Source organism: Bacillus sp. FSL W7-1360 (assembly GCF_038592975.1).
Lineage (GTDB): Bacteria > Bacillota > Bacilli > Bacillales > Bacillaceae_D > Shouchella > Shouchella lonarensis.
Genome location: NZ_CP151950.1, coordinates 2547399 through 2572364, shown reverse-complemented (window position 1 = coordinate 2572364; position 24966 = coordinate 2547399). Strand labels below are relative to the sequence as shown.

27 protein-coding genes are annotated in these 24966 nt (G+C 41.2%); 2 read left to right on the top strand and 25 right to left on the bottom strand.

Going from position 1 to position 24966, the window contains the following annotated elements; all coding sequences use genetic code 11:
• Positions 1-5 precede the first annotated feature (5 nt).
• From rfbD to rfbA, 4 genes are read right to left on the bottom strand one after another with little or no spacing between them, the layout of a single operon-like run.
• Positions 6-848 carry a dTDP-4-dehydrorhamnose reductase gene (gene rfbD / locus NSQ26_RS13285; protein ID WP_499718508.1) on the bottom strand — a complete coding sequence of 281 codons (843 nt, stop codon included), beginning with the start codon at positions 846-848 and terminating at the stop codon, positions 6-8.
• Positions 845-1840 carry a dTDP-glucose 4,6-dehydratase gene (rfbB, locus tag NSQ26_RS13280; protein ID WP_499718507.1) on the bottom strand — a complete coding sequence of 332 codons (996 nt, stop codon included), beginning with the start codon at positions 1838-1840 and terminating at the stop codon, positions 845-847. The genes rfbD and rfbB overlap by 4 nt, the downstream gene beginning before the upstream one ends.
• Complete coding sequence (rfbC, locus tag NSQ26_RS13275) at positions 1837-2397, bottom strand: dTDP-4-dehydrorhamnose 3,5-epimerase (RefSeq protein WP_499718506.1); 561 nt, start codon at positions 2395-2397, stop codon at positions 1837-1839. The genes rfbB and rfbC overlap by 4 nt, the downstream gene beginning before the upstream one ends.
• A gap of 3 nt (positions 2398-2400) precedes the next feature.
• Positions 2401-3273: a glucose-1-phosphate thymidylyltransferase RfbA gene (gene rfbA, locus NSQ26_RS13270; RefSeq protein WP_499718505.1), complete on the bottom strand. Its 873-nt coding sequence runs from the start codon at positions 3271-3273 to the stop codon at positions 2401-2403.
• A 349-nt stretch (positions 3274-3622) separates the two neighbouring features.
• Between rfbA and NSQ26_RS13265 the strand changes: the two genes are divergently transcribed.
• Positions 3623-4435, top strand: coding sequence for an ABC transporter permease (locus tag NSQ26_RS13265; RefSeq protein WP_499718504.1), 813 nt, complete (start codon positions 3623-3625; stop codon positions 4433-4435).
• Positions 4436-4447: 12 nt separating this feature from the next.
• On the top strand, positions 4448-5455 hold the full coding sequence (gene tagH / locus NSQ26_RS13260) for a teichoic acids export ABC transporter ATP-binding subunit TagH (protein WP_499718503.1): 1008 nt from the start codon (positions 4448-4450) through the stop codon (positions 5453-5455).
• Between the two features lie 118 nt (positions 5456-5573).
• Here tagH and NSQ26_RS13255 read toward each other — a convergent pair whose 3' ends face one another.
• The 21 genes from NSQ26_RS13255 to NSQ26_RS13155 form a co-directional block, all read right to left on the bottom strand.
• A complete protein-coding gene (locus NSQ26_RS13255) occupies positions 5574-7082 on the bottom strand; it encodes a DUF6612 family protein (protein WP_499718502.1) in 1509 nt (502 codons plus the stop codon).
• A gap of 369 nt (positions 7083-7451) precedes the next feature.
• Entirely contained in the window at positions 7452-8087 is a 636-nt protein-coding gene (locus NSQ26_RS13250) for a YIP1 family protein (RefSeq protein WP_499718501.1), read from the bottom strand.
• 141 nt (positions 8088-8228) lie between these two features.
• On the bottom strand, positions 8229-9098 hold the full coding sequence (locus tag NSQ26_RS13245; RefSeq protein WP_499718500.1) for a DUF6612 family protein: 870 nt from the start codon (positions 9096-9098) through the stop codon (positions 8229-8231).
• Positions 9099-9206: 108 nt separating this feature from the next.
• Complete coding sequence (locus NSQ26_RS13240) at positions 9207-9881, bottom strand: hypothetical protein (protein ID WP_499718499.1); 675 nt, start codon at positions 9879-9881, stop codon at positions 9207-9209.
• A 57-nt stretch (positions 9882-9938) separates the two neighbouring features.
• The gene (locus NSQ26_RS13235; RefSeq protein ID WP_499718498.1) at positions 9939-10793 is read right to left on the bottom strand and encodes a hypothetical protein; all 855 of its coding nucleotides are present in this window, start codon (positions 10791-10793) and stop codon (positions 9939-9941) included.
• A gap of 85 nt (positions 10794-10878) precedes the next feature.
• Positions 10879-11514, bottom strand: a complete 636-nt coding sequence (locus NSQ26_RS13230) for a YIP1 family protein (protein ID WP_499718497.1) — start codon at positions 11512-11514, stop codon at positions 10879-10881.
• Positions 11515-11663: 149 nt separating this feature from the next.
• A complete protein-coding gene (locus NSQ26_RS13225; protein ID WP_499718496.1) occupies positions 11664-12527 on the bottom strand; it encodes a DUF6612 family protein in 864 nt (287 codons plus the stop codon).
• A gap of 203 nt (positions 12528-12730) precedes the next feature.
• Positions 12731-13063: a hypothetical protein gene (locus NSQ26_RS13220; RefSeq protein ID WP_499718495.1), complete on the bottom strand. Its 333-nt coding sequence runs from the start codon at positions 13061-13063 to the stop codon at positions 12731-12733.
• Positions 13064-13270: 207 nt separating this feature from the next.
• Positions 13271-13633 (bottom strand): hypothetical protein, encoded by a 363-nt coding sequence (locus tag NSQ26_RS13215; RefSeq protein WP_499718494.1) that lies wholly within the window; start codon positions 13631-13633, stop codon positions 13271-13273.
• Between the two features lie 415 nt (positions 13634-14048).
• Positions 14049-14675 (bottom strand): YIP1 family protein, encoded by a 627-nt coding sequence (locus NSQ26_RS13210; RefSeq protein WP_499718493.1) that lies wholly within the window; start codon positions 14673-14675, stop codon positions 14049-14051.
• A 55-nt stretch (positions 14676-14730) separates the two neighbouring features.
• A complete protein-coding gene (locus tag NSQ26_RS13205) occupies positions 14731-15303 on the bottom strand; it encodes a hypothetical protein (RefSeq protein ID WP_499718492.1) in 573 nt (190 codons plus the stop codon).
• A 46-nt stretch (positions 15304-15349) separates the two neighbouring features.
• Positions 15350-15769 (bottom strand): hypothetical protein, encoded by a 420-nt coding sequence (locus NSQ26_RS13200; RefSeq protein ID WP_499718491.1) that lies wholly within the window; start codon positions 15767-15769, stop codon positions 15350-15352.
• Positions 15770-15872: 103 nt separating this feature from the next.
• A complete protein-coding gene (locus NSQ26_RS13195; RefSeq protein WP_499718490.1) occupies positions 15873-16433 on the bottom strand; it encodes an STM3941 family protein in 561 nt (186 codons plus the stop codon).
• Between the two features lie 49 nt (positions 16434-16482).
• Positions 16483-18000: a DUF4064 domain-containing protein gene (locus tag NSQ26_RS13190; RefSeq protein WP_499718489.1), complete on the bottom strand. Its 1518-nt coding sequence runs from the start codon at positions 17998-18000 to the stop codon at positions 16483-16485.
• 127 nt (positions 18001-18127) lie between these two features.
• Positions 18128-19210 (bottom strand): hypothetical protein, encoded by a 1083-nt coding sequence (locus NSQ26_RS13185; protein WP_499718488.1) that lies wholly within the window; start codon positions 19208-19210, stop codon positions 18128-18130.
• A gap of 41 nt (positions 19211-19251) precedes the next feature.
• Complete coding sequence (locus NSQ26_RS13180; RefSeq protein ID WP_499718487.1) at positions 19252-20046, bottom strand: YfjC family protein; 795 nt, start codon at positions 20044-20046, stop codon at positions 19252-19254.
• A gap of 6 nt (positions 20047-20052) precedes the next feature.
• Entirely contained in the window at positions 20053-21090 is a 1038-nt protein-coding gene (locus NSQ26_RS13175) for a hypothetical protein (protein WP_499718486.1), read from the bottom strand.
• A gap of 27 nt (positions 21091-21117) precedes the next feature.
• On the bottom strand, positions 21118-22146 hold the full coding sequence (locus NSQ26_RS13170) for a hypothetical protein (RefSeq protein WP_499718485.1): 1029 nt from the start codon (positions 22144-22146) through the stop codon (positions 21118-21120).
• Positions 22147-22230: 84 nt separating this feature from the next.
• Positions 22231-23991 (bottom strand): T7SS effector LXG polymorphic toxin, encoded by a 1761-nt coding sequence (locus NSQ26_RS13165; RefSeq protein ID WP_499718484.1) that lies wholly within the window; start codon positions 23989-23991, stop codon positions 22231-22233.
• 14 nt (positions 23992-24005) lie between these two features.
• Entirely contained in the window at positions 24006-24455 is a 450-nt protein-coding gene (locus NSQ26_RS13160; RefSeq protein WP_499718483.1) for a DUF5344 family protein, read from the bottom strand.
• Positions 24456-24473: 18 nt separating this feature from the next.
• Positions 24474-24881 (bottom strand): YwqH-like family protein, encoded by a 408-nt coding sequence (locus tag NSQ26_RS13155; protein WP_499718482.1) that lies wholly within the window; start codon positions 24879-24881, stop codon positions 24474-24476.
• Between the last annotated feature and the right edge of the window lie 85 nt (positions 24882-24966).

Below are 24966 nucleotides of genomic sequence, written 5' to 3'. Positions count from 1 at the left end.
GGGCACTACATTTCCTCCGCTAAAAAATGTTGCAATGCTGCTTGCCAACTTCTCATCTTCGGAAATCCACGTTTTCGCAATGCCTCATGGGCAAGAGCCGTATAAGCTGGCCGAACTGTAACAATCGGCCATTGTGTTTTTGTGCACGCACGAATCACTACGTTTCCCCTTATGTTTTTAAACATCTCCTCACAAAACGCATATTTGGTACATGCGCCGTGGTTTGAAAGATGATAAACACCGTAATACTCCGTCTTTACAAGCCGTAACACCATTTCCGCCACATCTAGCGTGTAGCTAGGCGAACCAATTTGATCCGTTACTACATGTAACGTCTGTTCCGTTCTCATCGTACGCAACATCGTTTTTACAAAGTTACTCCCAAAACGCCCAAACAACCATGATGTCCGCACAATAAAAAAGCGAGAGTGACACGCGTGTACCATGACCTCTCCAGCTAGTTTTGATTGTCCATATACGTTTTGTGGATCTGGTTTGTCTTCCTCAACCAACGGTCTTGTCAACTTCCCATTGAACACAAAGTCCGTACTCATATAAACGAGCTTTGCCTGTAATGCTTCCGCTGCTTTTGCTATGTGGCGCGTTCCCGTCTCATTTACAAGAAAAGCGCGCGCCGCATTTTTTTCGGCATCATCCACATGCGTATAAGCCGCACAATGAATAATGACATTCGGACGTTCACGAAAAAACACAGTGCGAACTTGTTGTTCATCGGTAATATCAAGCACTTCCCGCGGATAGCCACACACCTCTATCTCCGCTGCACGAAATATCGCAATCATTTCTAGTCCGAGTTGTCCACCCGCACCCGTTATAACGACCTTCATTGCCAATCACATGACGGTCCGACTTCCTCCACATGTAATCGCTCCCACCAATCACGGTGTGTTTGATACCATGTCATTGTCTGTGCCAACCCTTCTTCAAATGTGTATTTCGGTCGCCACCCGAGTGTACTTTTTAACTTTGTCGCATCGACTGCATAACGCCGGTCATGTCCCGGTCTATCACCCACATATCGAATGAGCGAAGGAGATACACGTAGTGCATTAACAATTTGCTTGACAATGTCATTGTTCGTCCGTTCTTCATGTCCGCCAATGTTATACACTTCACCTTTTTTCCCCTCATGTAACACGAGGTCAATTGCCGCGCAATGGTCTTCTACATGAATCCAATCACGCACATACGCCCCATCACCATAAATGGGGAGCGATCGTCCCGTCAATGCATGCACAATCATGAGTGGGATCAATTTCTCTGGGAACTGATACGGTCCATAATTATTGCCACATCGTGTGATGCTCGCATTGAGCCCATAAGTTTCATAGTACGCCCGTACAAGTAAGTCAGCGCTAGCTTTACTCGCCGCATACGGACTGTTCGGTGCGAGTGGGGTATCCTCTGTAAATATCCCTGTCTCCCCAAGTGTCCCATATACTTCATCCGTTGATACTTGTACATACCGTTGTACTCCATATGCCTTAGCCACATCTAACAATACTTGCGTCCCTTCAATGTTTGTCTTCACAAAAATATTTGGTGTCATAATACTCCGATCGACATGTGTCTCTGCTGCAAAATGTACAATGGCTTCAATCTGATGTGACACCACGAGCGCTTCGATCGTCTCTCGATCACACACATCGGCATTGACAAACGTATAGTTTGGATTGTCAACACCGACAAACGGATCGCCACTCCCCGCATACGTCAACTTGTCAACATTGACAATGCTTTTTTCAGGATAACGCGCCATCATATAATGAATAAAATTGCGTCCAATAAATCCTGCTCCACCTGTCACTAATAATTTCACTCATGTTCACCCCCAAATTCTTTTGCCGCCTCTATAAATGAAGGAAGCGCACGATCTTTTTCTGATAAAGTTGGCGTATGATCAGGCCAGTCTATTGCAAGTGACGTATCATTCCAACGAATCCCTCGCTCATACGCTGGCGCATACGGCTGGTCGACTTTGTAAGCCACAATCGCACCATCTGTCAGCGTACAAAATCCATGCGCACACCCTTTTGGCACAACGATTTGTTGTCCAACTTTGGCACAAAGATTTACGCCAACCCAATTTCCATATGTTGGAGAGGATGGTCGAATGTCAACAACAACATCATACACTCTCCCATACACACAACGAACCACTTTTGTTTGACTATATGGTGGCAATTGATAATGGAGTCCGCGCAACGTCCCTGCAATTTTTGAACAGGATTGGTTATCTTGAATGAAATGCGCTGTCACTCCTAACGAAACAAATTGTTCTCGATGATAGGTTTCTACAAATGCGCCACGCTCATCCCGATGCACTTTTGGTGTCAATAAAAGTACATCACAAAGCGGCAACGTTGTTTTTTTCAACGTCTATGCCTCCTCGGTCGCTACACGCAACAAATACTGGCCATATACACGATCTTTGAGGGGTTCAGCTAACTTTAGTAATTCAGCTTTTGAAATATATCCCATCCGAAATGCAACTTCCTCAATACAGCCCACTTTCACACATTGACGCTGCTCAATCATCTCCATAAAAACTGCCGCTGAAAGCATCGATTGTGGTGTGCCTGTATCAAACCAAGCACTGCCTCGCCCAATCTTTACGACACGCAAGCGACCATCTCGCAAATAAGCATTGTTAATATCCGTTATTTCAAGCTCCCCCCGAGCTGAAGGTGTCAATGTCTTTGCAATTTGTACAACGTCTGCATCATATATATACAGCCCCGTTACCGCCCAGTTTGAGTTTGGGTGTGCTGGTTTTTCATCAATCGCCTGTACCGATCCATCATTAGAAAAAGTAAGCACGCCAAAGCGCGCCGGGTCATTTACCTCATAACAAAACAAAGTTGCCCCTTGATGATCATTAATGGCTTGCTTGATCATCCTTGGTAATCCTTGACCGTAAAAAATATTGTCACCTAGAATGAGCGCCACACCTTCTGAACCAATAAATGATTCGGCAAGCAAAAAGGCTTGCGCAATTCCCTCTGGTTTTTCTTGCTTCATATAATGCAATTTAATTCCTAACTTCTTGCCATCTCCTAACACTTGCTCATACTGATGCATATGCGCCGGCGTAGAAATAATGAGAATATCTGTAATCCCAGCAAGCATTAACACCGATAATGGGTAATAAATGAGCGGTTTGTCGTACACGGGGAGCAAGTGCTTTGACGTCACTTCCGTTAGCGGATAAAGCCGTGTACCATACCCGCCCGCTAAAATGATCCCGCGCATGACGATCCACACCTTTCTAAGATAGACTTTATTACGTATTTTTCTGTTTCACTACGAAGTGTATGCCCACATAATAAGATCTTTTCCTATTTTACACATCACAAACCGCGACAAGTGCCTCGTGATCACAAGGCACTTCCTTTTATAAGTCATAAAAAATCTTGCTATTAAGCCACTCCATGCTTGCGATATGCAACAAGTGAGGCGAGCATGCAGACGACTAAAATACGCTTAAACAAAGTAAGGATAAACCACACTGTTTCATCCGTAAAAAATCTCTCCATGCACAGCGCGAAAAAAAATGCTATAATGACATCTGAACGATTTTTTTGTGAGGAGCCTTAATCAGATGCGAGCAATATTACAACTACTGAAAGAACAATACACATACAGACACTTGATTTTCCGACTTGCTGTGTTTGAGCAACGGAGTAAATTCCAAATGCACTATTTAGGTGGCTTGTGGCAATTTTTTAATCCAGTCATGCAAGCAAGCGTGTTTTTCATTATTTTTGGTCTAGGTATTCGTGGTGGTCAACCGGTTGATGGTACGCCGTACTTTATTTGGTTCTTATGCGGATTCATTCCGTGGTTTTTTCTTAGACCAACGATCTTACAAGGAGCAAACAGCATCCATCGGAAAATATGGATGGTTTCTAAAATGAAATTCCCTGTCAGTGTATTACCATCCATTGTCATTGTCGGTAATTCTCTTAGCTTTTTTATCATGCTAGCCATACTCGCTATTTTCCTTGGCGTCTATTCGGTCTTTTCTGGCTGGTATTTATTACAACTACCTTATTATTTACTCTGTCTCTATGCTTTCTTATACGTCTTTTCACTTCTGAGCGCAACACTCTCGACGGTTGTTCGTGATTATTATCAGTTGTTAGAGGCAGGGATGCGGATGCTGTTTTTTTTAACACCGATCATTTGGGTGCCAACTACGATGGCTGAGAAGGCTGACTGGTTATTACCATTCTTACATTTAAACCCTTTCTTCTATCTTCTAGAGGGGTTTCGTGATACTTTTATTGGCCGTGCTTGGTTTTTTTCTGACCTCTCATATATGGCCTTCTTTTGGACAGGCATCCTTGTGCTCGCTTTTATCGGCACCCATGTTCATTTGAAATTCAAAAATAGTTTTGTGGACTATTTATAAGGAAGTGTCTTCATGAAAACAAAGGTTCAACTCAGAAACGTTTCTAAAAAATATACGCTGTACCGGACGAACGCAGAAAAGCTTAAGACGATGTTTACACCTAAAAAACTTAAAGATCAAAGAGACTTTTATGCTTTAAAAAACGTTTCTCTCGACATTTTTGAGGGAGAAACTATTGGTGTTGTGGGCATTAATGGCTCGGGAAAATCGACCATATCAAATATTTTAGCAAGTGTGATTCCACCCACCACCGGTGAAATGAATATTCACGGGGAAACATCGCTTATCGCTATTAATGTTGGCTTAAACAACAATTTAAGTGGTTATGACAACATTGAGTTAAAATGCTTAATGCACGGTTTTAGTAAAAAAGGCATTACCGAACTCATCCCAAAAATTGCTGCTTTTGCTGACATCGGTGATTTCATCGACCAACCTGTCAAAAGCTATTCTTCTGGGATGAAGTCTCGCCTTGGTTTTGCTATTTCTGCGCACACGAATCCAGATATTTTGATCGTTGATGAAGCACTGTCTGTCGGTGATAGAACCTTCTATCAAAAATGCCGTGACAAAATAGACGAATTTAAAGCACAGAATAAGACAATTATCTTTATTAGCCACTCTATCGGTGAAATTAAAAACATCTCTGACCGTGTGCTGTGGCTTCATAATGGAGAAGTCCGATCTTTTGGGGAAAAAACTGCTGTCGTAAAAGAATATGAAGACTACATTAAATGGTTTAATCAGCTGTCAAAAGAGGAAAAGGATACCCATAAACAACAGCTACGTGAGGAACGAGCAATTTTTGAAGACGCCCCTGCGGTCGCACAACATAAGAAAAATAAATCTTCTCTTGTTTTCTGGGGACAACTTGGAGTGTGTTTGACCGCTTTTTTAGTCGCCAGTTACTTTTTGGTTGTTCCTTCGCTTATGGCGGCTTTAGATGAGAACAATGATGCTGATACAAAACAAAACAAAGACGTTGAAACGAGTCAATTGGAGAACGGTTCGCGACGTTAAGCAAATAATCGTGAGCAACGTTTAAGAGGCTTGAGTCTATTTCTATAGAACTCAAGCCTCTTAAGCTTACATCATGACATCAATCGCATAAGGCTTGCGTCTTTCTTAAATGTTCCTTCTACAAATCTGCGCCTTCCGCCTCTAACAATTCTTGTGGGATGTCTACTTTCACGGCTTCAGGAAGAGCAGAGATATAACTACTAGCGGACATCTGAGCAACATAATCAAGCCCTTCCTCTCTACCTGACCAGTCAACGGAAATACGCACTGATTCTGGAAGGAATGTCTCACTATTCACAGATACAGACAGCCTAGAAGCCTCCACCGTTGCGCCGGGATCAATGACTTTTTGAAAAGCTTCTCCCATTTCTGCTGAAAGTTCGTGTGGATTGTAGAGGCTCAAACCATAGTTACTCCGACCATGATCGTCATACTCCACATCATCTGCCATTTGTAACAATAATTCCAATACAAATTCCTCGTCCAGATAGACAACGTCACGATTAGCCATCTGACCTTCATTTCCCTCACCCATTTGGGCTAATAATAACCATTCGTTCGATTCCTCGTCCAGCATATACACATTACCACTTTCAGTAACATATTGATCCCCAGCAAACGATTCGCCCGCTAATTCAACTTCTACTTCTCGCTGCATAGCCTTCGAATAAGGCGCTCGTTCCTCGGTTGCTCTCCCGCTACTGTTGAACCCCATATTCATCCCTGATGTCTCTTTCGCGCCGTCAATATCGGTTTGGATTGAGAAGTCTGTGTCAATACTGAGCCCTTCTACACTCGCCATCGCCTCTTTTGATAACGAGAGGATTGTATCAGCCATACCGTCTTTTGCATTTTGCACTTCTTCAGGAATAGCAATGACTACATCATCAACCGACTTTAAATTTGCTTTTAATGTCGCTGAAATCGGTTGGTCATAGTTTTCTATTGTCTCAAAGTCTAACTGAATCGTAACCTCTTCAAGTAACGATGTCTTGCCATTGATCTTCGCAACCACATCATATTCTTCAATTCTGTCTACAGTACCCATTGCAATAAAAGGTAGCTCTTCTTCATAGTTTTTAGGATCGATGTCAAATTTCTTATGAACAGCATCTAATGTCAACACATGCATACCATCTTCATACGCATAACCGACTTCATCTTCTTTGAGTTCGTCAAGCGCTTCTTGAAAAAGCGTGACGACATGATCACCATTCACATAGCTCCCAGTAAGAGAGAAAATCGGATCATCATCTTTAATATTCCAGCTTCCGACCATCCAATTATCATGGACAAGCGCATACATTTCTCCTTCCTCATCCACATATTGCTCGCCAGGCTGGACTTCCTCACCATCTTCATACAACGTTAGCTCGCGGTGCATTATGAGTGGGTCATGAGAGCGTTTTTCCGTCGATTTAGCTTCATATGTTGCATCCTCTGTTTCCTCGTAACCGTCCGCTTCAATTTTTATCTTTAATTCCGTTTCAACCTCACTGCCTTTCACTTCAGACATCGCTTTCTTTGCTTCCCTCACAACTTCTTCCGGATCCTTCTCACCACACGCCGTAAGCGCTATTAAAGACACCAATGCAAGTGATGGGGTCATCATCTTTCTTAATTTCATCATTTCACTCTCCCTTTCGTCATTTTATGTACACACTTCTACATTATTTTACATGATTCTCATTGAAATTAGAAGGGACGAGAAAAACATTTTCTGAGAAAACGAGATTTAATCAGCGGTGGGACAGTCTACTTTCCCACTCGCTTCACTGTCATCACCTGTTTTTTCAATGCAGGCGTTAAATTCCTGTAATGAACCCCTGATTTCCTTGTCGCTAATAGCATCCTATTGTCATCTACATAAAAGGCAAGATAATCGTCTTTCTCCTTATTCATGCCGAAAACAAATGAACCCTGTCTAAACTTTAAAATGAGACATTACTGTACTTCAGGAATTGATTAGAAACATCCTTTTTACTTATTTGATCATCTAATATATCCTAATATTAAATTGATTGATATCCGATAATAAAAGGATTGGCACCAAAATAATGATCCCTATAACAGCGATAATGACCATCATCAACAAAGATTTCCAAGCTGAAAATTTGTGCGCCTCTCCAAGCGCATGTAAAAAAATAATCACAACCCATATAGATCCCACTACCGAAATAACTAGTAACATCACTGCCATCAAAACATTCCTTGGTGTAGAAATCATCACCCATGAACCAGATGAAACATCATTTACAAAACTATTTTCTCCTAAAGTAACACTTAATAATAAGTATAAAGCAGCTATAGCTAAAGTTGGTTTATAATAACCTTTGATCAATGCCACTCGTAAATCTAATACACTGCCTTTTCCACCAATCCATGAGCCCACCCATTTATAGATCCACGGCGCCACAAAAATCGCCAAAAGAGCGCCGATCAGACCTATTACGAATGCTCTCTGAAAAGCACCATCATGAAATACTCCCCCATAATCTATTAACACCATTAATGCAACACTTATAAAAACAATGAAGAAAAGTTGCCACCTACGCTCTTCCGTCCGTGCGTTCTCCAACTCTTGCTTCATTACTTGGCGCGGGCGTACCCATATGTTTAACCATGTGTTCACTAAAAACACCCTTTCATCTTCTTATTTCTGTTGTAGAAATTACTGCACTACACATGTCAGAAGAATAGCGAGCTCCTTTTTCAAGAAGCTCGCTAGAAACTTCATTTACTAATATCTTACCTGAAATAACAATCTACCTTTTTAAGGAGCAACCGCTTCATCTAATGCTTCTTGTGGCACTTGAATATCTGCAGCAGCATCTGATTCTGAAAAATGCCCTTCCAGCTTAATTGTTTCTTTGTTTACCGTATTGCCTTGCGTCATGGACCCTTCTACATCAATAATTACTTTTTCAACAAAGGAAGTTTTTTGATTCACAACGACTTCAACATCGTAAACATTGATATCCGTCGTTACATCTGACCCTAAATCATATTTGAATAACTCATCCGTGTCGGCTACTTTTTCATGCATTGACGCCAAAGTTAACACGTATGTATCACCATCTTCTTTATAATCAACATAATTAGACGATGACGCTATAAGCATCAACATTTGAGTTAAAACCCCTTCAGCACTAATATACGCGACTTGCGTATCAAATAAGCCAATCTCTTGCTGATAAATCGTTTCCTCTAACAGTAGCCACTGACCGTCAAGATTTGTATATATAATGCCTTCTTCTGTAATATACTGCTCCTCACTGGGGGAGCCATCAGGTGTTTCATAATTTAACACGCGATGCATTTTCATATCTTGACTGCGCTCTTCTTGTACATCAGCTTTTATGGTCCTAGATTGTGGTTCTTTCCCATCTTCTTTCGCCGTAATATCCCAAATTAATGAAGTTTCTACTTCCATCCCTTTCACATCTTTCAATGCTTGCTGCGCCTCTTTCAGCACATCTTTTGCATTTACATCTTTCGTTTCTTTCTTCTCCTCTTTTTTCACTTCCTGCTTCTCTTTCGTTGTTTCCTGTGCCTCTGTCGACACATCTTTTTCATTCCCACACGCCGCCAGCGCAACTGCTGCCGCTAAAGTTAGTGGCACTAAACCATAAATCTTTTTCATTTTCTTCTCTCCCTAGTCCCAATTTTATACATGATACGCCACTATTTTACATGAAATCTCATTGAAAAGATACCTTTTAGGCCCTCATCATCAAAAACATATGAAAACCTATTCCATCCTAAACCTAAACTTTATATCTTTCACTGGCTCTTCAGCAATTAATCTAAAATAATACGTCCCCTCAATTGCCGGAATCTCTATCGTACCTCGGACGTTATGGTCAATTTCTTTTGTCCACACTACATCGCCGTTTTTCTTACTGTATAACTCAACAAGAAAAGAACCTTCTCCCACGAACGCTTCATATTGCGATTGTACAACCGCGTTCGGATCTTGGTTAGGGTGAACACCCATATAGAAATCGGTTTCATACTCCCCTCGCAACATTCCTACAGACAATTCATAGGCGCTGCCAATTTGGCTTTGCTTCAAGTTCATCACAAAATAGCCATTAGGCGCGTAATATGACGCGTATAAAATAAACGGCACAAAGACGACCATATTAAGAAACGCCGCCCCCAACACGCCCCCAATTGTTTTTGCATTAAAACGGCTCTTCGGTGCATTCACCCAACCACGATAAACCATCTTTGCAAACGCATGCTCGATTCGAATAAAAATGGGAAATCCAAGCACCCATATTAAGATGAAATGCCATGGGAAATCTCCTGCCACAAACAGCGCTCCTATTCCAACGTATATCAATGAAAGCATTGTATATAAAAATATATAGATTTTATGATCAACTACCGGCTTTCCGAATAAAAACTTGAAAATCATCACGGTTATCACTCCTTGAATGATGCGCCAACATACACATATGCTGGCGCTAATTTACAATCAGTTGCCTACCTCATCCAACACTTCCTGCGGTACCGCAACATTGACATCATCGACAATAGCAACCTTACTATTAATCGCTAATTTTTGCTCATAAACGTTACTCCCTTGCGTAATTTTCTCTTTAGCAGTGATCATTATTTCTTCGACATAAGATGTCTCTGCATTGATACGTACTTCAATATCGTAAACTAAAACCTCTGTAGACGTCCCTAATTCTAAATCCTGACTAAACAGTTGCTTAGGATCATCAACTTTCTCATGTATTGACTGTAATATCACTACATACTTCCCATCTTCTTCTTTCGTCTCCACACCGCCTAGTAAATCCAACCATGGATGGGTCATTTCTAACATTTGATCTAAAATCACGTCAACATTTATATATGCCATGTCTATGTGGTACAAATAATCTCTGTTTTGATAAATTGTATGCTCAATTAGTTCCCAGCCCTCACCATAGTCATAGTACGTAGATCCATCCGCCATCACATACTGCTCATGATCGGCCTCGCTCCTGCCTCTAGATAGATCAAATCGAAGTACACGATACATCTCTTGTGTCTTTAAATCTCTCTCCTCTTGCACATGGATCTTCTTTTCAAAATCATGATTGAAGAAATTGAAGTTTGTATTGTAGAGGTTTTGATTGTGGAGGTTTTGATTGTAACCGTTCATTTGAGGCAAACTCTCTTTTTCCTTAACCTCTTGCGTCAGGAATGTCTCCATTTCTATCCCTTTCGCCTCTTCCAGCGCTTCTTTTGCTTCTGTCAACACGCTTTTCGATGTCCCGCATGCTGAAAGAACTACTGCCGTACCAAAAATAAAAGGTATTAAATAATATATTTTCTTCATTATTCCTCCCCTTCTTCATCCGAAATGAACCCTCTCTAGTCTTTAGCGGCCGCTTTACAGTTTAGAGATCGATTGCTCTGACCTCCTAATATAACCTAATATTAATTTGATTGATATCCGAAAATAAAAGGATTGGTACAACAATAATGATAACGATAACAGCAATAATCACCATCATCAACAAAGATTTCCAAGCTGAAAACTTATGCGCTTCTCCAACTGCATGTAAAAAGATAACCGCAACCCATACAGACCCCACTACAGAAATAGCTAGAAGTATCACTACCATCCAAACGTTTCTGGGCGTAGAAATCATCATCAATGAACCAGATGAAACATCATTTACAAAACTATTTTCTCCTAAAATGACCGTTATTGCTAAATATAAAGCAGCTATAGCCAAAGTCGGCCTGTAATAACCATTGATTAATGCCACTCGTAAATCTAGCACACTGCCTTTTCCACCAATCCAGGAGCCAATCCATTTGTATATCCACGGCGCAATAAATACCGCGAGAAGAGCTGAAATCACACCTATTACAAATGCCCGTTGAAAAACGTAATCATGAAATACACCTCCATACTCCACAAGCACCATTAATACAACACTAATAAAAGCAATAAAGAAAAACTTCCACCGATTCTCTCCTTGACTTGCTTTATCTAGCTCTTGCTTCATCACCTGGCGTGGACGCGTCCATATATTTAACCATGCGTTCATTGCAAAACACCCTTTCTTTTATTTTTACGTGTGGTAAGGAGTTTCCAAGCTATTCCTGTCAGAAAAATGACAAGCCCCCTTCATGTAAGAAGCTTGCCAATTAAAAAATCCATCTCTCACACTTGTATCTATCTGAAGTTGCTAACTTATTAAGGCGCAACAGCCTCATCTAATGCTTCTTGTGGCACCTGAATATTTGCAGCGGCATCTGATTCTGAAAAATGCCCTTCCAGCTTAATTGTTTCTTTGTTTACCGTATTGCCTTGCGTCATGGACCCTTCTACATCAATAATTACTTTTTCAACAAAGGAAGTTTTTTGATTCACAACGACTTCAACATCGTAAACATTGATATCCGTCGTTACATCTGACCCTAAATCATATTTGAATAACTCATCCGTGTCGGCTACTTTTTCATGCATTGACGCCAAAGTTAACACGTATGTATCACCATCTTCTTTATAATCAACATAATTAGACGATGACGCTATAAGCATCAACATTTGAGTTAAAACCCCTTCAGCACTAATATACGCGACTTGCGTATCAAATAAGCCAATCTCTTGCTGATAAATTGTCTCCTCTAAAAGAAACCACTGATCGTCAATGTTTGTATATATAATGCCTTCTTCTGTGATATACTGCTCTTCTCTAGGAGACCCGTCAGATGTTTCATAATTTAACACGCGATGCATTTTTGAATCTTGCCCACGCTCTTCCTGCACATCAGCCTTTATCTTCTTTGATTCTAGTTCTTCCCCATCCTCTTTCGTCGTAATGTCCCAAGTCAATGATGTTTCGACTGCCACACCCTGCACATCTTTCAAGGCTTGCTGCGCCTCTGTCAAGACGTCCTTCACGTTTACATCTGTTTCTTTCTTCTCTTTTTTCGCTGCTTGCTCCTCTTTCGTTGCCTCTTGCGTCTCTGTCGACACATCTTTTTCATTTCCACATGCTGCAATAGCAACCGCTGCCAATAAAGTTAGTGATACTAAACTATAAGTCTTTTTCATTTCCCTCTCTCCCTGCTCCAATTTTATACATGATACGCCACTATTTTACATGAAATTTCATCAGAAATATATCTTTTGGACACTGATTATAAGAAACACATGAAAAACTATTCCACCCTAACCATAAACTTCACATCTTTCATCGCCGACTGACCTCATCACATCATCCAATAACTATTGACGATTGACCTTGGCATACTAGTTTATTCGCGCCTACGGATAACAGACTCATCGATATCACTATCATTTGTTAGCGTCACAAAATGTGGCACTTCCAAACGATATTGAATCGCTCTCTTTAAATACTCGCGCTTATTAATTTCAAATCCATGCCATTCCTTTTCTGGATGCCGTAACTGTAACAAAACTCGGATAGGTTCTTGTCCTGATGTTTGACAATACCACTCCCCATTCTCTTGATACATCGTCATTTCTTTTTCTGGACTCAGATTCATCCGGCAAAAATAACGGACACCTCTTTCTACGTATAAAAACGCGACCTCTTCAAAAGTTTTTTCACCGTATGGAAGGTACAATGTTCTTCCTCCCTCTGCCGGGTAGCATAATATACCATATTCCCTGCCGCTCCTATTTGAAACGACCTCTTCTGTCTTCTCTTTCTTTTCTTCTTTCTTTTCTCCTATGTTTTCTTCTTTGTTTTCCTGCCCCTCTACAGAATGAGTATCGAAGGTTATCATCATAAACAGCGACAAAAATCCCGAGAGAAAAAGCGCTATACCAGGTCACATAAGATAAGGAAATGCCTGCTCGACAACACAATTAAAAAGCCAATATATCAAGCCACCCCCTAAAATGAGAAACACTAAAAACACACAAACCGTACGGATACGCGACGACAACCATTTTATTGAACAAAACAAAACGCCACATAGTTGAACCAAAACAAACGTAATATAGATATTTTGATAGTAAGAGTAATTTTCTAATTGTTGAATTCCATATAGGTGGATCGCCGCTAGGGACCATAAACCTGCAGTGAAAATAACCAAATAACTTTGCACAACCCCGTTATCTGGGAAAGAACGGAACGCATATGTAACGATAATATTTGCGATAAAATAGCTCGCCCATACAACAATAGACATCAATCGCCACGTATCATCGATATAAACAAAAAAGATATTCGCGATGCTGTATATATGAACAAAGAACCCAAAAAAACACAAGTAAAAAATGTATTGAAAAAGATAGCTACTCTCTACCTCGTTTTTATTGGTAGTTAAATGAGAATTGGGCTTTTCCACAGTTACACCTCCATTCGTTCAAGCTCATTCCAGCGGGTTCGTTCACCAGCTAGGCATTTTCATAGGAGTATAGTCAACGACCGCTATTTATGACGTTGGATATCTTCTCTACAATATAATTTCCCTTTCACTACAGGACTTTTGTTTACTAACGTAGTAAACGATCTCAGCTATGTTTATTGATCACATCATAAGCAACATTTACACGCTGACTTTATACACCTCAACAGTAACTCCCCATTCAATCTCTTCATTATCAAACCAATTCTGCAAGGTTACGCACAAGCGACATACCAACATATGCCATAGCAAGCATGATGATCACGGTCACTAAAAGCGCTTTCCATGCTGAAAATTGATGCGCTTCACCAACCGCATGCAATTGCACCACAAGACCCCAGACTGTGCCCGTCACCATGATTAAGCCGAAGAAAAGTGACGATACAATCTGCAGCGGTGTGTAATATTGTACAGCCACATCAAATGCCTCACCTTTTAAGAAAAAAGATTCACCTGTTATCAAAATATATGGGATACAGAGCGCATTAACGATAATTTGCGGTTTAAAGATGCCATTCAGCATTGCCACCCGCAAATCTGAGATACTTCCTTTTCCACCAAACCAAGAACCGACCGTTTTATAAAGCCATGGAAACACGTATAAGGACAGCACAGCCATAATCACCGAAATGATCACTCCCGTGAGAAATATCTCTTGGAACGTTGCAACATACTCCCGTTCATATTGGATAATAAACATCAAGAAAGCACATAGCAATGCAAATCCAAAAAATATCCCGTCATCTTTCTCAATTGGCTCCTTACCTAACTCTTGTTTCATCACCTGGCGCGGACGCACCCATACATTTAACCATGTATTCATTTTTATAGCCCCTTTTTAACATCATCATTTTTCATGCCTTGCCATATCTATTTGTCTATTCCTCTACAATCTCTTCAAATTCGTATGGGCGCCACTTCCCTTTCTTCCCACCATACAACACTTTCACATATTCAGGTGCATGACCACTCCCTACTACTTCACAAAGAAAAATACCCGCTTCTGCCTCGTTTCCTTTGTAAACTACAAGCTCTTCATCCGTGCCGTGAATTACTTTTCTTTTAAAATAGCGCACCCCTCCTTCTTCACGCAGAAAAGTTACTGGATCTGGGAAATCTTTACTTCCTTTTGCGAGATAACCCCATTTTCTTTTCTGTTTTGAAGCCATAACTCCGGCATGATACAGTAAATAACCAGGAACCGGGGTATTTGTACTCGTATCAACTGCTTTCCATTTTTGCGATAGCTTGAGGATCGCCCATGTTAAAATACCGATTACTATGGTTAAAAATAAAACTGCCCCTTGAGGAGCCCCTAAAGCATATGCCATTTCTTTTCCAAACATTGTTTCATTCCAACTTATATAGTCTCGATCTTTCCAGTGCTTTCCTTGCATAACACTATTCACCATAGCAGGAATGAACGAATAAGCTAGAAGTAACGAACCCATTACAGCATAACCTTTAAAAAAATTACTTGCCACAACCGGCTCAGAATTATGTTTTAAGACCACCATAAATAGACATAACAATTGAACCGCGATGATACCGAGATAAATCATTTGGATGAAAAAATGACCCGAAGCTCCTTGTAGCGCACACAAAGACGCTGCCAACACTGTCCATAAAACTATAAATAAATTTAACCACATACACAGTCATCCTCGTTAGGGAAGGCCATCCCATGTGAATAATTAGTGCGCCTCCAATGAAGTAGCCTAACAATATGAGTAAACCTAATAACCTCAGACTATCATTTAAATACACATAGAAAATATTCGCAATGCTAAACCCAAAAACAAACATCCCAAAACGCAACAAGATGATATATAAATGACGAACCGATTCTGGTCCACAATGCACATATCCTTCACCAGATGTGTACCATGTATGCAGTCGACTCAGTTTTTCTTTCATATTGCCTCTCTCCTATCATTACGGCTGTCTATTTTCATCCCTCCGCTCGTTTCTTACGTTCAAAAATACACACGGGGCACACATACATGTGCCCTGATCATGCCTAACCAATTTTCTCTTTGTCAATAAACTGCTCGACAAACTCTAAAACTGACTCTAATGGGACATCACTTGCACCTTGGGGAATACTGATCGGAATCTCTTTTTTCTTGTTCATGCTTAAAAGCGCGCGCTTCAAACCACTTTGTCGTTGAAGAACTGCCTCGAGATTTCGCGGAACAATACCCAATGTTTTTTGCCCTACCAATGAATACATCCCGATTCGCTCAATCTCATCCCAACGAATGAGACCTACACTAGCGAGTGAAGCATCTTCATAAATCCCCTCTTTATCAATACGAAAGGACGGTTTCGGTTTCACAAGACGATACAAAATATACCCGGTACAAATGACAGATAACGGGATACCTATCGCTGTAATTACAGGTATCAGTGGTGCAGTGGCTATTGTAATTCCCATCGCGCCTTCTTCAATAGATGCTCGATTCAAAGCTGCCCACACGAGACCAGCTAGAAAAGCAACTGAAAGGATTGAAAGGATCAACATCCTTCCTTTCCCGGGATACACGACCATGCAATCTTTACTTACTTGCGTTTTATTCATATGAATCCTCTGTCTCTCTTTCTATTTATTTCTACCAAAAAATTCCCTGCTAGTATCTAGAAACCCGGGACTCATCTATATCATCTGGCAGTTTTACAAAACACGGGATTTCTAAGCGATACTGAATCGCTTTCTCCAAATACTGACGCTTATTCACTTCAAATTGGCGCCACTCGTCTTCTGTTTCTATGACCCAATCCGGCAATAGCACCGGTTCTGGCTCTTCTCCAGATGTTTGACAATACCACTCGTCATTCTCTTGATACAAAATCATTTCTTTGTCTGATTCACCAACTGTTCGACTAAAATAACGGACACCATTTTCTGCGTACAAAACTTCCACATATTCAAACGTCTTGGACCCCTTGGCGCGATATTCATTGAGTCCTTCACTAACGAGATACTCAAGTTCCCCGTACTCTAAGTAACGTCCACTTGACAACATTTCGTCTGATACTTTCCGTCGTCGCGCCTCTGCTCGCGCAACCTCTTCTGCAATCGCGCGCTCGCGTTCTTCTTCCATACGTGCTCGCTCTTCTGGCGTAATGTCTAATTCAATTCCTATATTCATGATGATACATGTCAACATGATTGAAAAGAACAGCGAGAAACCTGGCCAAATAGGCGTTTGTGTTGCGTGACCAAACAAAAATGCATAAAGGCCACCTGTACCTTCTGATGAACTGAGACTACCAATTGAATGGAATAACAAGAACACCACGAGCGTCACAACTACCACAGTTAAAATGGATTTACGAGTTGAAACCGTGATCCATTTCATCCATGCAATGATGAGGAGACACAGCTGCCCCCAAAGAGAATATATGTATACTTCTTGGAAAAATGGCTGGGCGACGAGCGCTTGAATACCATATAAATTAACCGCCACAAATGACCACAGTATGATTACAAATTTGCTATAATGTTTTTTTGCAGCGCGATATTCAATATATGAAGCGCCTGCTATTACGACAAAGTAGCTTAAACAAAGGAAAATCGCAAATAAACGTAACGTGTCATTCATATATACGTAAAAGATATTTGGGATGCTGTAAAGGTATAGAAGAGACCCTAAGAACAAATTATACCCTAGTATAGACCCGTAACTTTCCTGTTCTGCATATTCATCTGTAGGTGCTTGTTCACATGTCGGACATTGCTGGTCTTTCTTCGCGAATTTCGTACCGCATTCCATACACGTGATCATATCCTCTGAAAAAGACGCCGTCACCACATGCTGCTCAATTACACCCTTACGAACTAGCGCCATCATACCAGCAATCGTATACAACACGGGTGGGATAAGTGTGAGCACAAGCAACAGGTAGATGTTCACCATAACCCCATACATCACAGCACTACTTAACATCAATATGCCTGCAACCTTGGGCTGACCATGCAACTTTTTAACCGCAATCATTCCTGCGATTGTAGCGATAAAAGAACCTACAGTAGGCATGAAGTACTCCGCTGAATCCACAAAACTAGCAAGTCCAAAAAACAACAAACCTAAAACAGAAAATGATATTCCTATCTTGCCAAGCACTCTTTCACCTGTTCGTTTCATTTCTGTATACCTCACTACACTGTTTATTCACGTATTCAATACGCTCATCATATTTATTTAAATATCACCTGAATGTCAAACAAATTCTCCACTAAATACAGGCTCAAAAAAGTGCTAAATCACTCTATCAAAATATTTCATTCACATAACCAAAGAAAACCAATCCCATAATAAATTGTGCTAAAGAAAGGAAAAACACAACCACTTTTGGAAAACGGGAGTAAATAATATGTGTTTCTGCGGTTAACGACGCAATAAATGTGAGACCGTAGCGCCCAAATGTATCACCACTTGTATACCATTTAAGTGGCCATATACTTCTCACTGTCGCAACAGACGCTTCTCCTATGACTTCGGCAATTTGCTTGTTTTTTTCCTCATTTCCCCCATATACACCTACCATATAGGCCGCAATAAGCGTTTTTGGGAAAAAAAGAGCGAGGAAATTCGTCAATACGTTGACTAGTAAATAAAAGTAAAACAACACCATCACCAGCGGAGGCCAATTGATCGAATCATCACTCGAAAGTCGCCAATAAACAATGGCACACATGACTGCAAATCCTATTACAGCTGTAAGTAAACCTCCCCATGTATATGGGTTTTTACGTTTGAAATGCAACTGCCGTTTTGTTTGAAAAATAGCTAGGAAAGCTAAGAAAAGAGAGAAACACTCTAGCCAAATAAGCATGTTTACCCACCGTGACAAAGAGTCAGGATGTTCCCAGTATTGGTAGTGGGCGAGCACGAGCAATAAAATGACGGCATTCCACAACTGGGACTTGAGAAAGACGCGTAAACCTTCTTTCCATGAAAGATGCATCCGAGACACTTTCATTTCTTCAGGAGACACCTTACTGCTTTCTAATACATCTGATACACCTGATACATCTGATTGACGAACAATCGCCATGATGCCAACAATGATATACAGTATAACCGCAATCGACGGGACAACAAGGAGCAGGGCTCTATGAAATAGCACGATAGATATCACCGCGCTAATTCCCAAAATAACCCCTGCCGGTCGGGGATGTCTACGCAACATTACAACAGCGACAACCCCTGCCACTGTTGCAATGAGAGCGCCGATGGTTGGACGGACCAATGCATCCGGTTCAACGAAGCTCCCCAGCCCAAAAAACAAGAAGTTAACAAAAAACAACGATATCCCTATAATCCCAAGTACCTTTTCCGCTTTACGATTCATTGACTAATATCCTTTCTATCACATCGTACCTTCACCAGTCTCTACTTAAACCACTTATTCATCCCATCCGCAACCATTCCTAAGTACTCGCGGCGCTCCACAGGGTACACCGTGATTTCTCTATTTTTTTCCATGTCTTGGTAGTGGATGTACCATACGAAGTCCTCTGACTCTACAACAAACTGCATTTCCAACACTTCACTCTTATTCTTTACCGCATACTCTGTACGAAGAAACGAAATATTGTCCAGTACCAAATTGTTCGTCCGGAAATCCTTTAAAAACTGTAAAATTGGATCTGGATACGTCTCTTGTTCAATCATCACATTTAGCTGTTCAGTGGTAATGGTATGAAGCATCTCAAAGAATGCTACTTCCATCACGAAAGCTTCCTGCTCCGGCTTCTCTTTTGTTTCTTGTGCTTCGTAAAAAGTGTGCAATGCTTCTAAGCACTTATCCACTTCGTCTACAAGCTCAAAAGTGTGATCCATTCCTTTACATGTTTGAATGATTACTTGATTTCCTTCCACATAATGAAGCATCAACACCGTACTCCCACGCACACAACGGACGCGTTTTCCGACTTTCATCAGTAGGTGAATAAAGCTTTCAAACCCTTGCACAAGATGGGTCTCGCGACGATTATCCCAGTAGCCTCGGTGTTTGAGCAATGTTTCCGTATGATCGGCGAAGCGCTTTTGTTCCTCTTCGCTTTCAAATGGACGCTCGGAATTAATAATGTCGGTCGCGACCTCTCCATAATTACATAGAAATAACGCTGCGATCATTTCATCTCGTGACAAGGCAAATCTTCGGGCTTCTTTTACTTTCGTCATTGATGTTCACTCCTTGTTTTTTGTTTCGGATTCGATTTGTTCAAATTCGTAGGGGCGCCATTTGCCTAAACTTTCTTCTCGTAGTACCATCACTTGTCTAGGTTCACAGGCTTTACCTATGACTTTGCATGAAAAGACACCTTCTTCCATGCCTTCTTCTTTGGAAATAATAAGTTCTTCTTCTAGTCTAGATGTTGTTCCCTCTTTCTTAAAATAACGCCTTCCATTCTCTTCACGTATAAACGCTACAAAATCGGGAAGGTCGCGGCTTCCTATTTTACGGTAACCCCAGCCACCTTTGTAACCCCATAAATCTCGCAGATAAAATAAATACCCAGAGACAGGTGTATGAGGAAAGACATTTTCAAAATAATATCTATCTCTCACATAAAAGAATATCCACATCACTACACCGGTCGTTAACCCTACTACTAACACAGCAGTCAGAGGTCCCATTAACATATCCGCAATTTCTTCACCAAAAGTCTTTTTGTACCACCCCACATGTCCGGGTTTATTTCGACTCCAACGACCATCACCGTTAAGCATAGGGGGAATTGTCGTTACGGCAAAATACAACACAGTAAATCCTGCATATAAATAAAAAATCATTCTTTTCTTCGTTAAAGTTAAAGATGGAATCACATTGGTCACCACCAGCACTAGACAAAGTAACTGGATGAGTGTAACCGCAGTATATATTACCTGCACGAGCCAATACCCAACAGACATCTGTAACGCAAATAAAGAGGTCGTAGCGGTAGTGAATACAACCACAAGTCCAGTAATTAACCTTAGCATCATCATCCTACTAAAAAAACGAGCACAAACATGGATTGTAATCACACCCAAAACAAGATATCCCCATAGTAATAGAGATCCTAGAAGTTTCAGCTGATCATTTAGATAAATGTAACCGATATTGGCAATACTGAATCCACCAATAAACATACCACAACCTATCACCAACACATACCCTGAAGTACGTAATCCATGAGCCTTTAAAACACCATGACCGTTTTTCTCCAACATTTTATCAAGCATAACAAACACCTACCACTCCATACAGCTCTATTCTTCTCCTTCCTTCTTAAGTTCTTCAAACTCATACGGAAGCCATTTTCCTAGACGCCATTTCCCTACTCCTTCTTCATAAAAAACTTTTACCTGTTTCGCTTCACCGCCTAACACACGATAAGTAAACACACCTTTCTCTGCGCTGGGCTTCTTCGAAATAGAAAAATCTTCTATAGGTGCTCTCAAAACCTTCCTTTTGAAATATCGCGTACCATTTTTTTCTTCGATAAAAGCCACTGGATCAGGAAAATCGCTACTTCCAATTGGGAGATAACCCCACTTTCCTTTGGTATAGCCAAATTTCGGGGGAATATAGATCAAGTATCCATCAGTGGTTTCATCAGGCGGAATTGAGCTGAAAAAATTCCACTTACGTCTTATATGAACGATACCTCCAATTAACATAGCAATAGCTATAGCAGACACATAAGCTATAAAATAAGCCCCTCCTACTTTACTTGCTAAATCCTCCCCTAACATTTGATGGAAAATGCCTTCACTACCTATGCCACCGCGTCGCCGATAACCTGCTATCAAGAGAACGGCGATAGTACCAAACATGATAACCAATACTGTCAAAGTATACGTAATAAAAACTTTGTACTGACGTGACAAAGAGAGGCGATCACGGGCAACAACAAATACGCATAATAATTGCGTCGCGACAATCACACTAAAAATGAATTGTGCAATAGGATGACCTTCTAATAATTGTAAAAAACTTAAAACTGCAGATCCCACTGTCCACATGACAATCATCCATATTAAAGACAAGAACATAGCTTTTCTATTGAATAAACGCCATCCAAGATGAATGATAAGAGCACCTACAATAAAATAGCCTACTAATAGACTTTGAGATACTACGCGAAGAAAGTCATTTACATAGACATAGTTAATATTGGCGATACTAAAACCATAGAACACTATACCGCAAACAACTAGAATCACATATGCCGCCGCTATTGATTCAGGTCCAAGACGCCCACCAGGTGGCTCACGATCAAAATGTTTGCTTGACATATTATCTCTCCTAATTTCAGACTTAAAAAACAGCCATCTACCCCACTGATAGATGGCGCTTCATCACACATTGTCCAAATAAATTTAACGAGCATTACCTGCCATAAAATCTCCTATCCCAGAGAAAAGTCCTGTGACAGCGTCAGCCGCTTTACCAACCGTTTCAACTGCTTTCTTACCGGTTTCAATTGCATTTCCAACTGTATCGACAACTGCCTTTCCTGTGTCCAAAACCTTCTTACCCGCATCAACGACTGTATCAACAGCTGTGTCAAAAGTTTCTCCTACTTTCCTCATTGCTGTTTCACCTAAGTCACGAGCCTTATTGGTAAGTGATCCTTCTGTGAATAAATTCCATGCGGCTATTCCCGCACTAATTGCCAAACCGGCAGTTCCACCGATCAGTGCTCCTGCGGGTCCAAACATCGCTCCTGCTGTTAAACCTATAACCGCCGGTCCAAAATCAAGCGCCATTCCACCAGCAGCCCGACCAGCTTTCTCCCAGCCTGTCTTACCGCTATTCTCTTCTCTCCAAAACTCTGCCATATTGTCAGCAATAGATATCCCCATACCTAAAGGTCCCATCGCCTTACCAACAGTCTTCAATCCCTTACCTGCTACAGCTACATATTTATTGCTGGCAACATTATTCAAGGTGGTCATTACACTCTGACCTGCTGAAGTATTTATAAGCGCAGTTGCCTTACCATTTATACCAGCTCGCACACTCGCCTTTTTCCCTTGATAAAACTGGTTCACGTTTGACAACGTGGTCATGCTGGCGTTACCAAAACTTCTCATTCCATTCATCATCTGATTGACGCGATAGTTCCCATACACCACTCTCGGGTCAGCCATGATGTTGTTAAGATACGGATTCATTTTCGTCATAATAGCGTTCTTAGACTTCAGCACGCCCGTTTGGAGATAATACTGACCTCTCATGCTCGCATTCAAAATACCGTTCGAGACTGGACTACCGAATCTCTTATCAAGTCTCATTCCTGCTTGATAGACATAGTTCGTCGCTTTCATCGCAGCATCTGCAACAGTGTACACATTATCTAATGTTGACACCTGATTAAAGAAATTCGCCGCATGCTGCGCCAAAGAAGGGTTGTCCACTAATCCCGGTTCAACCGCACCCGTACTCACCTTACTCGTATCCACAGCTGACGCCCCTTTGTGCAACGTCGCGCTGTTCGCGAAATACCCGCCTACTTCCATGATGCTCACACCAGTCATCTGCACCCCGCCAGTTAGGGTCCAGTTAATGACTTGGTTGACCGTTGCTTCCAGCTCTTCCATCTTTGTTCTCACTGCCGCCATCAGCTCAACGCCCGCTTGATCTAGCTCAAATAGGCCCTCCAAGACTGTATCCGCATGGTCACGCGCATTTTGAACATTCGTTTTTACGTCTTCTGTTTGCAGCTTGTTTATGCATAAAATATCGCTGATAGAATCAAGGATCTTATTGACATTCTTTTCACTTTGCTCTATCGATTCTTCGTAGTTGTTATAGCTATTTGGCAGAGACGTCTTCCAAAATTCCTCTGCCACGGAACCGTTTGCTTCTGGTTCATAGTCAGAAATAAGGGCTTTGACCTTTTCCAACGTGTCTTTGAATGAGTCAATCCCTACTCGCAGGGAGCGAATCGCCGGTAGGATCATGTGCTGATGATAGTTCATAATCCCGTGTGCGCCTTCGCCTTTGAACACATCCTCTCTATTGACGACGAGGGTGATTCTTGCTTCTGTGGCTTCGAGAACATCTTCGTATGATTGCAGTGCTTTAATGTTTTCGTCTAACTCGCCCGTGTGCTTTTGAACGTCCAAGAACTTCATTGTGAGAATCCTCCTTATGAATTGTTTTGTCCACTTAAGACATCATCCAGTGATGGAGGCTTAGTGAAATCTTGTTGTGTCTGTGCCGGTTGTTCGGCAAATGGCGACCCTCCTGGTGATCCTGATTGTGCAGGCTGCTCTGCAAATGGTGCTCCTCCAGACGATGCAGATGAACCGAATGAACCGGCATAAGTATTTGCCTGCGTCTCGATTTGCGTGCGTAGATCTTTATCCGTTGTTTCATATCCTTGGATTAAAGCCTGTAATTCCGCTTCTGCCAAATATAAAGCACTCATAAACGCTTCCAACGTTGTATCTAGCTTACTTTTTATCTCACCTACTTCACTCATCGTATCTAAATCATCCGCAGAGTTTTCCACCGCAACTGCTTGAAAGCTCATTGCCAATTCGCCTACGCTTTGGAGCAGTTGATTCGCTTCTTCTACATTGACTTGAATCTCCATAATGACAGGTCACCCTCTCTAATTGTTGTTTGCTTGCCGTTGTTTGTCTCGCAAAAAGCTAATTCTACTTTTCTTTGCGTTGATGCTACTCTTTTTACTCTCAACGGTTTCCTTTATGCTATCTCTTTGACTGTCAATCGCATCCATCATTTCTTGCACTTGCGCAGGTAGATTGGCGTGACTATTTCTAATCAGTTGTCGTTCAGAGTCTTCGTGATTGTTAGCGTGTGTACCTGTCGATCCAGATTCTCCCGTTTCAGGACTGTCAAGCAGCTCCTTGTTTGTCTCCAACGTTTCTTTCTCTGTTTTTAATTGGTTACGCGCACCCTGTAGCTCTACGCGCCGTGTTTCAGCTAAAAGTATATCATTATTTAGCCCGCCAATCTGACCTTGAAGTGTAGAAATCTCGTATGCATACTTGCTCATCGTTCATGCCCCCTTCTCTTTACACCATATATTCCATTTTGTTTATCCTTTTCTCATTTTATAAAACCACTTTCTTTCAGTCAAC